The sequence below is a fragment of the Rothia sp. CCM 9418 genome, assembly GCF_048512825.1.
GTDB lineage: Bacteria > Actinomycetota > Actinomycetes > Actinomycetales > Micrococcaceae > Rothia.
Map to the genome: position 1 here is coordinate 19,435 of NZ_JBLXXX010000003.1, position 12,615 is coordinate 32,049.

A 12,615-nucleotide genomic window follows, 5' to 3' on the forward strand; every position below is an offset into this window, starting at 1 on the left:
AATGCCACGTAGAAAAGACCTCAACTCTGTGCTCGTTATCGGTTCTGGCCCTATTGTGATTGGGCAGGCAGCCGAGTTCGATTATTCCGGCACTCAGGCGCTTAGAGTTCTCAAGGAAGAAGGAATCCGAGTGATTCTTGTGAACTCAAACCCTGCGACGATTATGACTGACCCAGAGTTTGCTGATGCAACATACATTGAACCCATCAATGCAGAAGTTATTGAAAAAATTATTGAAAAAGAACGTCCTGACGCTATTTTGCCAACTCTTGGCGGGCAGACAGCCCTCAATGCCGCAATTGACCTTGACCGCCAAGGCGTTTTAGCGAAGTATCAGGTAGAACTGATTGGTGCGAATATTGAAGCCATTAATCTTGGTGAAGACCGAGAGAAGTTCAAGGGTGTCGTAGAACGTGCTGGTGGTGAGTCTGCTCGTTCGGTCATCGTTCATAGCATGCCAGAAGCTTTGGCAGCAGCTGAAGAGCTAGGTTATCCGATGGTGGTGCGCCCTTCCTTTACGATGGGCGGTTTAGGCTCGGGTATGGCTTATAACGAAGAAGACTTGTACCGTATTGCCGGTGCTGGTATTCAGTACAGCCCCACGAGTGAGGTTCTTTTAGAAGAATCTATTCTTGGGTGGAAAGAATACGAGTTAGAAATGATGCGAGATAAGAACGATAACGTTGTTGTTATTTGTTCTATCGAGAACTTTGACCCAGTAGGCGTACACACTGGAGATTCCATTACTGTTGCCCCAGCGTTGACCCTTACCGACCGTGAGTTCCAAAAGCTTCGTGATATTTCTATTAACGTTATTCGCGAGGTTGGTGTTGATACGGGTGGATGTAATATCCAGTTCGCGGTTGATCCTCACAGTGGACGTATTATCGTCATTGAGATGAACCCTCGTGTGTCTCGTTCTTCTGCTTTGGCTTCTAAAGCTACAGGATTCCCTATTGCAAAGATTGCGACAAAGCTTTCATTGGGGTACACCTTAGATGAGATTCCCAATGATATTACACAAAAAACTCCAGCGTCTTTTGAACCAACATTAGATTATGTTGTTGTTAAAGTTCCGCGTTTTGCATTTGAGAAGTTCCCTGCAGCTGACCCGACTTTGACAACAACCATGAAATCAGTGGGTGAGGCTATGGCGTTAGGCCGTAACTTTACGGAGGCTCTACAGAAAGCTATGCGTTCTTTGGAGCAGAAGGGTGCGGAGTTTAGTTTTGAGGATTCCTCTATAACTGGTGTTGAACGTGAAGAGTTACTCCGTCGCTGTGCTACACCGACGGCAGAACGAATTCATGATGTTCGGCAGGCTTTGGCTATTGGTGTGGGCGTGGATGAACTCTATCAGATAACGGGTATTGATCCTTGGTTCTTAGACCAGCTTGTTCTTTTGAATGAGGTTGCAGAGCAGATTCGTGACCATAAAAACCTTGATGAGCAGACTCTACGTCTGGCGAAGAGACATGGTTTTTCTGATGCGCAGATTGCACATATCGTGGGTTCCTCAGAGGAAATTGTCCGAGGTATCCGCTATGCCTTAGGTATTCGTCCGGTCTTCAAAACGGTTGATACTTGTGCTGCGGAGTTTGAGGCTTTTACTCCGTATCATTATTCTTCTTACGATATGGAAGACGAGATTGCACCACACCAAAAACCATCTGTGATGATTTTAGGCTCTGGACCGAACCGTATTGGTCAGGGTATCGAATTCGATTATTCTTGTGTTCATGCCTCGCTGGTGTTGCGTGAAGCGGGATATGAGACGGTGATGGTTAACTGTAATCCGGAGACAGTGTCAACTGATTATGACATTTCAACCCGTCTGTATTTTGAGCCTCTTACGCTCGAGAATGTTTTAGAAATTATTGATGCAGAGCGTCGTACGGGAGGTCTTCTTGGGGTTTTTGTCCAGTTGGGTGGGCAGACTCCGTTGAAACTAGCTCAGGCGTTGAAAGAAGCTGGTGTTCCAATTCTTGGAACATCTCCAGAAGCTATTGACTTGGCAGAGGATCGTGGTGAATTCTCGCGAGTTCTTGAAGAAGCTGAGCTGATTTCACCAAAGAATGGTACCGCTTTTACTTTTGAGAATGCTCGTCGTATCGCTGATGAGATTGGTTATCCGGTGCTGGTTCGTCCTTCCTATGTTTTGGGCGGTCGTGGTATGGAGATTGTGTATGAGCCTAAGCAATTGGCTCGTTATCTTGAGAACGCCACGGAAGTTTCGCCTTCACAGCCTGCGCTGATTGATAAGTTCCTTGAAGACGCTATCGAAATTGATGTGGATGCTTTATACGATGGTGAGCAGCTTTATCTTGGCGGTGTGATGGAGCACATTGAAGAAGCTGGTATTCACTCTGGCGATTCAGCATGTACTTTGCCTCCAATTACTTTGAGCCCTGACACTATTGCTCAGGTGAAGGAAGCGACGCTTAAGATTGCTCGTGGCGTCAACGTTCGTGGACTGATTAATATTCAGTTTGCGGTGCAGTCTGATGTTTTGTATGTGATTGAGGCTAATCCTCGTGCTTCGCGTACGGTTCCTTTCGTGTCAAAGGCTACAGGCGTTCAGTTAGCTAAGGCAGCAGCGTTAATTGGTATGGGTAAGAGTATTGCTCAGCTACAGTCTGAAGGTGTTTTGCCGGTTACCATGGATGGAGCTTCTTTGCCGTCTCATACGGCTATCGCGGTGAAAGAGGCGGTGCTTCCATTTAGTCGTTTCCGTACTCCTGAGGGCGTGGTAGTGGATTCGTTGTTAAGCCCTGAGATGCGTTCTACTGGTGAGGTGATGGGTTTGCATCGCCATTTTGATACGGCTTTTGCGAAGGCAGAGAGCGCTGCTGGTGGGGCGCTACCTACGGAGGGTAAAGTTTTTGTCTCTATTGCGAATAGGGATAAGCGTCACGCGATTATTTATGTTCGTATGTTGCAAAGTCTTGGCTTTGAAATTATTTCTACTGGTGGTACGGCACAGGTGTTACGTCGTAATGGTGTTGATTCTGTGGTTGTTCCAAAAATTGCTGAGACATCTGCTGATGAGAAGTCTATCGTTCAGATGATTACTGAAGGTGAGATTTCGTTGATTCTTAATACGCCTTCTGGCGGTGAGAATGCGCGCGGTGATGGGTATGAGATTCGTGCAGCAGCGACTTCTGTTGGTTGCCCTGTAATGACAACAGTCTCGGAGTTTGGTGCAACGGTACAAGCAATTCAAGCGATGCGTGAGCATAGCTGGGATGTTATGACGTTACAAGAGCATAGTGCTTCGTTGAAGGCTGAGCAGAACCGTCGTTCAGGTGAGGCTGAGGAGGTAGTTGATGCGTAATCCGCGTGTAGGTTTTGGTGATGTACTGGCTCAGAAAATGGAGCAGTATGGTCCCTTGTGCGTAGGTATTGATCCTCATCCTCAGCTTTTGCAACAATGGGGTCTTCCCGCAACAGCCGATGGCGTAGAACGTTTTGCGCGGTTGGTTCTTGAAGCATGTGCGGGGAAGGTCGCTGCGGTCAAGCCACAGGTTGCTTTTTTTGAGAGTTACGGTTCTTCTGGTTTCCTCGCTTTGGAGCGTTGTGTCCAGTATGCGCAGAGTCTGGGTCTTTTGGTGATATCGGACGCCAAACGTGGGGATATTGGTTCTACGATGAGCGCTTATGCTCACACGTGGTTGGATGATTCTTCACCTCTTGCAAGTGATGCGCTCACGCTTAGCCCTTATCTTGGGTTTGGGAGTTTAGCTCCTGCTTTGGAGCTTTCTGAGGCTCAGGGGCGCGGTGTTTTTGTATTGGCGTTAACGTCTAATCCTGAGGGTAAGAGTGTTCAACATCGTGGGGGAGATTGTTCTGTTGCTGCGGAGGTGATTCGTTCTGCTCAGGAGCGAAATGCTAGGCAGTCGTGGCGACGGATGGGGTCTTGCGGTCTGGTGGTGGGAGCCACTGTAGCTGATGCTTTGAAATTACTTTCAATTGATTTGTCGGGATTCAATGGCCCAATTTTAGCTCCGGGCTATGGGGCGCAAGGCGCTACGGCTGAACAATTATATGAGGTTTTTTCTGGTTGCCCATCACAAGTTTTGGTCAATTCTAGTCGCGGAGTTTTGTCTCGGGGTCCGTCTCTTGAGGGACTTATCGATGCGATTGAAAGTTCGCAAGAAAATCTCAAAAATAACTTAAATGACAGAATATAATAATTCGTCGTTTATTAGGAGTGATTGGTCTAAATAATCTGACTTAATCTAAGCATCATCTAGTAGAAATATCTGATAACGTACCCTAAAGTGTTAGATTAATACACGTCAGAGGTGGTTTGTTCAGCACATGACGCATATTCGCGTCATGTGCTGAACAAACCACTAAAGACAGGTTCGCAAACATAACACGCCACAATAGTTACACTAAGGGGAATTAGTATGGCACTCCGCCCACTCACCGAAGAAGAACGCGCAGCAGCTCGCGAAAAAGCTAAAGTTTCTCGCACCATTCGCGCTGAGGTTAAAGAATCTCTCAAAAAACGTGAGACAACTATCGCAGAAGTGCTCAAACGAGCCGATAGCGAAGAAGCTGTGAGTAGACTAAAAGTGACAGATTTGCTGATGGCTCTTCCAAGCATTGGTGAGATTCGCGCTAACGCAATTCTTAAAGAACTTAATATTGCGCCGTCCCGCCGTTTACGCGGATTAGGTGTACACCAGCGACGCGCATTAATCGATTTCCTCGAACGCTAAAGGCGGTTTTCAATGACTGAGAACACTACACCTCGACTCACTGTTCTAGCGGGCCCTACCGCAGTAGGTAAGGGCACTGTCTCGCAGTATATTCGTGAGAATTATCCAGATGTATGGTTCTCAGTTTCAGCCACCACACGAGACCCTCGACCTGGCGAGGAAGAAGGCATACACTACTATTTCGTATCCGATGAGGAATTCGACTCAATGGTAGAAAATCGCCAGATGCTTGAGTGGGCGCAGGTTCATAATAAATATCGTTATGGAACCATGAAGAATATGGTTACTCGCGCTCTTGAGTCAGGGAAGAACGTCCTGCTAGAAATTGATTTACAAGGCGCCCGTCAGGTACGTAATAGCATGCCAGAAGCTCGACTGATTTTTCTCGCTCCACCTAGCTGGGAAGAACTCGTTCGCCGCCTGGTAAGCCGCGGCACTGAATCTGCCGAGGAACAGCAACAACGTCTAGATACGGCAAAAGTTGAGTTGGCTGCTGAACCAGAGTTTGATCACACAGTGATTAACGATACTGTTGAACAAGCTGCTCAAGAAATCATTGAGCTTATGGGTCTGACGAAAACCTCAGCATAAAACTTCTATGAGGGATGAGAATATTCAGTACGAGTATTCTCATCCCTCATAATATTTTTTATCCTAGAGTGCTTTTTATCAGGCTTTTAGATATACTTATTTTTTGTCTTAGGCAAGTTCGTTTCGATGAAGCTTGCTGGTTGTCAATCTTATGGGAGTATTCGTGGCTAACGCACACAATGAAGAAGGAATCATCAACCCTAGCGCAGATGAGCTACTTGAAAAAGCAGAGTCTAAGTATGGTCTGGTGATTTTTGGCGCTCGTCGTGCCCGCCAGATTAACGCATACTACTCTCAGATGCACGAAAATCTTTTCGATCATGTTGGTCCTCTCGTAGACAGCGAACCAAACGAAAAGTCACTTTCTGTTGCGATGCGTGAAATTAATGAAGGTCTCATTGAAGCCCGCCATGTCAGCGAAGGAACGTTTGACGAAAACGGCGATCTCATTCCTGAGGAGGCTCCCTCAGCTTTCTTGACCGGTGGTTTTTACACTGAAGAATATTCTGAGGCAGCACCTATCGTAGAATACGTAGACGCCGAAGACTCCGAATAAGGCTTTCGGTTTCTGCTGAGAAGAACGCACTATGCGTATAGTTATTGGTATCGGAGGAGGAATCGCGGCTTATAAAGCCACGTCCCTCCTTCGTCTCTTTTCAAAAGCTGGGCATGAGGTTATCGCTATGCCCACAGAAACTGCTCTGAACTTTGTGGGTAAGGCTACCTTTGAAGCTCTCAGCGGTAATCCTGTGGCAACTTCTGTTTTTGAGCGAGTACCTGAAGTAAACCATGTTAAGCAGGCAGAGGAAGCTGACGGCATTATCATCGCCCCGGCTACGGCCGACCTTCTCTCACGGTTAGCTTCTGGTCGAGCAGATGATCTTCTTAGCGCAACGGTGCTTACTACTCACGCGCCAGTGATTCTTGCCCCTGCAATGCACACTCAAATGTGGGAACATCCTGCAACCGTGCACAATGTTCGAAAACTTCAAGAATACGGTTACCACGTTATTGAGCCAGCAGTTGGACGTCTCACAGGAAAAGACTCAGGTATTGGTAGAATGCCCGAACCTGAGGATATCTTTGAGGAAGCTCTCAACATCCTAAAACAAAACGCTCAAGTCGACACCGGTTCTCGCCCTTTTGAAGGAAAACATATTGTTATCACAGCCGGCGGAACTCGAGAGCCTTTAGACCCTGTACGGTTCTTAGGAAACCGTTCCTCTGGAAAACAAGGCGTAGCATTGGCCCACGTAGCTCATGCTTTGGGTGCAAAAGTTACTCTTATCGGCGCCCATCTACAAGTGCCAGTTCCCTCTACCGTAGAGTACGTTGACGTTTCAACAACAGAAGAATTACGACAAGCTGTTCATCAGTATAGTGAGGGCGCCTATGCTCTCATCATGGCTGCTGCAGTTGCTGATTTCCGTCCAGCACATTATGCCGAATATAAAATCAAGAAAACAGATGACGCTCAAGAAGCTCCCACGATAGAACTTGTTCGAAACCCTGATATTCTACGTGAGATGGTTCAGCGGAAAGAACAATCTGATCCGAAAGCACCAAAAATTATTGTTGGTTTTGCTGCTGAAACCGGCAGCCAAGAAAAAACTGTGCTAGAGCTCGGCCGCGAAAAACTGAAACGAAAAGGTTGCGATTATCTTGCAGTTAATCAGGTCGGAGAAACACTCGGTTTTGGTGCCGACACCAATTCAGTGACGCTACTTTCACAAGATTTAGCTACCGCTGTTGAGGTCACTGGCTCAAAAGAAGATGTTGCTCAAGCCTTATTACTCCATATAGCGCAACATGTGCATAAAAATTAATATTTCCCTTTTATCCCGTCTAACTAAGTAGAGTAAATACGTGAATTCTCATCCTTCTCATCTTCGTTTATTTACCAGCGAGTCTGTTACTGAAGGTCACCCCGATAAAATTTGTGACCAGATTTCAGACGCTATTCTTGATGCTCTTCTCACCGAAGACCCTCACGCAAACGTGGCTGTTGAAACCATGGTAACCACCGGTCAAGTGCATGTTGCCGGTGAGGTCACAACCACGGGGTACGTCGATATTCCCTCTATCGTGCGTAAGACCATCCTTGATATTGGATATAACTCTTCTACCCACGGTTTTGATGGTGAGTTCTGCGGTGTGTCGGTATCTATTGGTGAACAGTCTCCTGATATCAATGCTGGTGTTTATCATTCTCTGGAAACACGTACCGGTTCTGAAGATGAGCTAGACCGTCAAGGTGCAGGGGATCAAGGCATCATGTTTGGGTATGCCTCAAATGAGACTGAAGTACTCATGCCTGCTCCTATCTGGGTTGCTCACCGACTTTCTGAACAGCTTACGGCTGTACGTAAAAACGGGACTCTTGATCGGTTACGACCAGACGGAAAAACTCAAGTTACACTCGGTTATGATGGCAACACCCCTGTTTCGGTAGATACCGTTGTTGTTTCAACCCAACACACCAAAGACTATGATTTAGGTGAACTTGAAGCTGACATTCGTCAACATGTTATTTCTCCGGTACTGCAAGATTTAGATTTTGATAGTTCTCAGGCCAAAATTATTATCAACCCTGCCGGACAGTTCGTTCAGGGCGGCCCAGTTGGCGACGCGGGACTTACCGGACGAAAAATCATTGTTGACACATATGGCGGGTTTGCTCGCCACGGTGGAGGGGCATTCTCCGGGAAAGACCCTTCAAAAGTTGATCGTTCTGCCGCTTATGCAATGCGTTGGGTTGCAAAGAACGTTGTTGCTGCTGGTCTTGCAGATCGTGCAGAAGTTCAGGTTGCTTACGCCATTGGTAAGGCTTCTCCCGTTGGTCTATATGTTGAGACTTTTGGAACAGAAAAAGTAAATCCTGTGGTGATTGAACAAGCCATTCGTGAAGTCTTTGATTTACGACCTCTAGCTATTATCCGTGATTTGGAGCTTCGTCGCCCCATTTACGCAAAAACAGCTGCTCATGGTCATTTTGGCCGTGAAGAAGAAACTTTTACGTGGGAGAGAACAAATCGCGTAGAAGAATTACGCGCCGCAGCGAATCTCTAAATATACTAGGTTCTATGACGAACGTTTCTTCTGCAGGGTCCCTGCAAACAGATTTGTTTGCAGGGACCCTCAATATCACCGATATGACGGGTCAAGAGAATCCTCTTGCCCAGCAATTCCCTGTTGCTCGGGTGATATTAGAAACGGACGTCCCGCATCTTGACCGAGCTTTTGATTATTTAGTTCCTGAATCATTGGCTGAGACTGCTCAACCAGGAGTGAAAGTCAAAGTTCAGTTCAATGGTCAAAACTTGATGGGTTATATCGAATCTCGTCAAGATAGCACTGATTATGATGGCAATATGCGGTACATTGATCAGGTTATTTCGCCTGTTTCTTTAGTATCTCCAGAAATTTTTCAGTTAGCTGATACTCTTGCAGACCGTTACGCAAATGTTCTTCCTCATGTTTTACGTTTAGCAATTCCAACACGAGTGGTTGGGGTGGAAGAGAAATTTCTTAACCAGTCACCAGAGTTCTTTCATCGAACGACACCCCCTATCCACCTTAAAAAGGAGCTAAATACTGCTCTTTTTGAACCATATGACGGGGGATTAGAATTCCTTGAAGACGTTAGCTCTGCTGTACCTGCCCGAGCCGTTATGAATACTCTTCCTACTGCTTCAGCAGCGTGGGAAGATATTCTTGCTGTTGCTTTAGTAAGTACTATTGCATCTGGTCAAGGCGCCTTAGCTGTTGTTCCGGATAAGAAATCTTTAGAACGTCTGAGCGATGCGCTTTTAGAATACGTAGATGCAGACAGTTTTGTTCGTCTGACGGCACATGATAAGCCATCAGAGCGCTATCGTTCTTTCCTTAAGGTACGCTCGGGTGAAGTCTCGTTAGTAATTGGTACACGTTCAGCAGCATATGCTCCTGTTCATCGTCTTGGGTTAGTTGTGTGCTGGGACGATGGTGATGCTAACCATATAGAACAGCGAGCTCCGTATTGTCATGTGCGTGATGTTCTTACGTTAAGAGCTGTTCAAGAACAATGTGCAGCTCTTTTTGCCAGCTATTGTCTGAGCAGTGAGTCGGCTCGATTAGTTCGTACACGTTGGGCTAGTTTTTTGGGTGCTCACCGTGAGATTGTGCGTGCTTATGCTCCACGAGTTGTACCAGTAGGAGACGACTACCAGTTAGCACGTGATCCTTTAGCAGCTAAGGCTCGTATTCCTCATCTTGCCTTTGAGACAGCTCGCGCAGCGTTACAGAAGGGGCCAGTCTTAGTTCAAGTCGCACGTTCTGGGTATATCCCGTCGTTGTCATGTCAGCGTTGCAGAATGCCAGTTCGATGCCCTGAGTGTCATGGAAGCGTCTCCGTAACTGCTTCTGGTGCTATCCCAAATTGCACGTGGTGCGGACGTCTTATTCAACAATGGAGTTGCTCTGAGTGTGGTTCTCATACATGGCGAAGCAACGCTAAAGGTGTTTTACGTACGGCAGAAGAATTAGGAAGAGCGTTTCCGGGGGTTCCCATTATTTCTTCAGGCGGAGAACACATCCGAACTTCAGTGGGTTCTTCTGCCGCACTGGTGATTGCAACTTCTGGGGCAGAACCTGTAGCAGAGGGCGGTTATAGTGCCGCTTTATTGCTTGACGCAGATTCGATGTTACGTCGGGATTCTCTGCGTGCGCCAGAAATTGCTTTACGTTCTTGGTTCAATGCTTCAGCTTTAGTTCGTTCTGCAGCTGAAGGCGGAACCGTTATTTGTACGGCTTCTCAATCGAGGGCTTTAGAGTCTTTGGTTCGTTGGGATTCGCCAGCTTTTGCCCTTCGAGAGCTTTCAGAACGACAGGAGCTCTCTTTACCTCCGGCGGTTCGTACTGCAGCTATTAGTGGCAGTGAACAGGCGGTAGAGTCTTTTGTCTCCTCGTTGTCTTTGCCAGAAGAGGTCATTGTTCGCGGACCCTTAGAGGTGCACGATCATAGTCTTTATTGGGCGGAAGAAGATCAAGAATCACATCAGTATCGAACTATTCTTTTCTTTAACTTTAGTATTGCACCAGAAGTGACTCATCATCTGCGCACGTCACGTGCTTCGCAATCTATACGTCAGTGTGAGCCTGTGCAGATTCGTTGCGATGGCCTTGATATTTTCTAGCCGTTAGCTCTTATGATGCTGGTTGCAAACCGTAAGTAGCTTTAGTGCTGATTTTTCCCAGGAGAAACGTTGTGCATCGCAGAGTCCATCGTGAACTACTTGCTGATAATACTGAGTATCTTCTAAAGCTCTAATAGCTTGAACAAATTCTTGCGGTTTTTCTGGGTTACAGTGCAACCCATGAGGGGCAATTTCATGGAATATTTCGATGTCACTGATGACGACGGGGCATCCTTGAGCTTGAGCTTCAACGACAGGTAACCCATATCCTTCGGCTCGGGATGCTGTGAGTAATGCGGTGCTTTGAGCGAGGAGACGCTGGTATTCTTCATCGCTCACTCCGTGACAAAACTCGATGTTGTCAGCAGCATATTTTTGTAGTTCTTGCTGACGGCGTTCGTTAATACGGGAGAGTAATAATAGTCGATACTCCGGTAGGTCTTTCATCGCTATCATGAGGGTTTCAACATTTTTATATTCCATAAAAGATCCCATATAGAGGAGAGTCTTTTGGCGGTGAGCGATACGTTCTTGTGCTTGTTCTTCGCTCACGATGCTGTCTGTGGCGGCAGCATTAGGAATGATGTGTAATGGTTTTTGTGTGAGTTGGTGCTGCCGAATTAGTTGAGCACTTGTCTGTGAAACTGTTACTACGGCGTCGGCACGGTTGAGGAGCAAACGTTGTGGCGTATAAGAACGGTGAAAGAGTTTCCAGCCCCATTGGATAGGACGAGGCAAAAAACTGGGGGGAGTTGGGTGCTCATAGTAGATGAGGTCGTGCAGGGTGAGTATCAAACTGAATTTTCTACCCCAGCTCCCGATAGTTTGCATGGGAGAAAAAACTACATCTGGATGGTATCGGTTTAAGGTTCGTGCAATAAACGGTTCGCGAATACTTGTCGGAGATGATACGAGAATATAGTCCAAATCAGGGAGCATTTTAAGCTGTCTTCTATCGCTAATTGCCATGATGATCTCGAGGTTAGCGCATAGAGGGTGCTGTTCATCGTGAAGTTTTTTGAGAGCTTCAAGTAACGACGCAGTATAGCGGCTGATGCCGTCGTGAAAACCGTATCGGGTGTAACGGGCGTCAATAATGAGTCTCATGCGTTCTCTTCCATGATAAAACTCCGAATGAGTTGTGCAGCGTATCGAGGTGTCTCGTAATGAATTAGGTGACCGACCTCAGGGATAATATCGATTTTTCCTTGACGTATCTTCTGGTACATGAGGTGTTGTGTTTCGAGTGTACCCAAATCATCTTTTTCTGCAACAATCATGTGTACTGGTACAGGTACATGACCAATATATTCTGCGGCAGTGTGCTGTGTTGAGATTTTATAGGCCTCATAGACACTTTGGGCGCTGGCAAAGGAACCAAAATATAGGTGATGCTGAGTATTGATAAAAGATCGTAGTTGTGGCGTTTTTGTTTTCATCATGATTTCGCTCATGATGCGGGTGATGATTGTTGAACGGAGTAAAGGCATCCCTAAGAATGAGGGAAGGCGGGAACCTAACCAGTAGTACCCCTGAACGGCTAAGGTTAGCGCTTGAGCAGAACTTTTAAGCGGGCATTGGCTAATCGGGTTAATAAGAGATAGCTTTTTGACCTGTTGTGGGTATGTAGATGCGGTGTAGCTACAGATAATGGATCCGAAGCTGTGCCCGATGAGATAAATAGAACGTTGTTGATGGCTCAGAGAGAGCATCAGAGCATGTAACCATTGTCCGTAAGCATCAATGTTGTGTTGGTCAGAGGGGAAGGCTTCTGTTTTTCCGAATCCTGGTAAATCGGGGATGATGACACGGTATTCAGATAAAGACGAACCGATGAGCTCTAATCCGTGGTGGTCACCTCTAAAACCATGGATGAGAAGTAAGGGCTCTCCTTTGGGATTTCCGTATTCCCAGTACCAGGTAGATATTCCATTAATCATGAGGTTTTGAGGTGTCCCATGGGGGTAGGAGGCGGGAGGAACTTCAAAAATATTTTGTTCGGTGACGCCCATGAGATACTACATCGCTTTCTGTCCAGTGTGCTCTTAAAAATTCTTGTACCTTTAAGACTATGGCAACAATAACTGGTGGGCTGGTCATCTATAAGGTGTTTTCACGATAGA

General features: G+C 46.5%; 10 protein-coding genes. 8 read left to right on the plus strand and 2 right to left on the minus strand.

Translation table 11 applies throughout. The features are described 5' to 3' along the window. Position 1 precedes the first annotated feature (1 nt). The 8 genes from carB (at position 2) to ACN083_RS04710 (ending at position 10,492) form a co-directional block, all read left to right on the plus strand. The gene (gene carB, locus ACN083_RS04675; protein ID WP_419101674.1) at positions 2-3,334 is read left to right on the plus strand and encodes a carbamoyl-phosphate synthase large subunit; all 3,333 of its coding nucleotides are present in this window, start codon (positions 2-4) and stop codon (positions 3,332-3,334) included. After that, positions 3,327-4,190 carry an orotidine-5'-phosphate decarboxylase gene (gene pyrF, locus ACN083_RS04680; RefSeq protein ID WP_419101675.1) on the plus strand — a complete coding sequence of 288 codons (864 nt, stop codon included), beginning with the start codon at positions 3,327-3,329 and terminating at the stop codon, positions 4,188-4,190. The genes carB and pyrF overlap by 8 nt, the downstream gene beginning before the upstream one ends. Positions 4,191-4,412: 222 nt before the next feature. Further along, positions 4,413-4,727, plus strand: a complete 315-nt coding sequence (gene mihF, locus ACN083_RS04685) for an integration host factor, actinobacterial type (RefSeq protein ID WP_419101676.1) — start codon at positions 4,413-4,415, stop codon at positions 4,725-4,727. A 12-nt stretch (positions 4,728-4,739) separates the two neighbouring features. Next, a complete protein-coding gene (gene gmk / locus ACN083_RS04690; protein ID WP_419101677.1) occupies positions 4,740-5,318 on the plus strand; it encodes a guanylate kinase in 579 nt (192 codons plus the stop codon). Between the two features lie 151 nt (positions 5,319-5,469). Further along, positions 5,470-5,874, plus strand: coding sequence for a DNA-directed RNA polymerase subunit omega (gene rpoZ / locus ACN083_RS04695; RefSeq protein WP_419101678.1), 405 nt, complete (start codon positions 5,470-5,472; stop codon positions 5,872-5,874). 31 nt (positions 5,875-5,905) lie between these two features. After that, a complete protein-coding gene (gene coaBC / locus ACN083_RS04700) occupies positions 5,906-7,144 on the plus strand; it encodes a bifunctional phosphopantothenoylcysteine decarboxylase/phosphopantothenate--cysteine ligase CoaBC (protein WP_419101679.1) in 1,239 nt (412 codons plus the stop codon). Between the two features lie 40 nt (positions 7,145-7,184). Beyond that, complete coding sequence (metK, locus tag ACN083_RS04705; protein WP_419101680.1) at positions 7,185-8,387, plus strand: methionine adenosyltransferase; 1,203 nt, start codon at positions 7,185-7,187, stop codon at positions 8,385-8,387. A 14-nt stretch (positions 8,388-8,401) separates the two neighbouring features. Next, positions 8,402-10,492: a primosomal protein N' gene (locus tag ACN083_RS04710; protein ID WP_419101681.1), complete on the plus strand. Its 2,091-nt coding sequence runs from the start codon at positions 8,402-8,404 to the stop codon at positions 10,490-10,492. Between the two features lie 3 nt (positions 10,493-10,495). Here the strand turns inward: ACN083_RS04710 and ACN083_RS04715 are convergent, their stop codons facing one another. After that, a complete protein-coding gene (locus tag ACN083_RS04715) occupies positions 10,496-11,599 on the minus strand; it encodes a glycosyltransferase family 4 protein (protein ID WP_419101682.1) in 1,104 nt (367 codons plus the stop codon). After that, the gene (locus ACN083_RS04720) at positions 11,596-12,504 is read right to left on the minus strand and encodes an alpha/beta fold hydrolase (RefSeq protein WP_419101683.1); all 909 of its coding nucleotides are present in this window, start codon (positions 12,502-12,504) and stop codon (positions 11,596-11,598) included. The genes ACN083_RS04715 and ACN083_RS04720 overlap by 4 nt, the downstream gene beginning before the upstream one ends. Between the last annotated feature and the right edge of the window lie 111 nt (positions 12,505-12,615).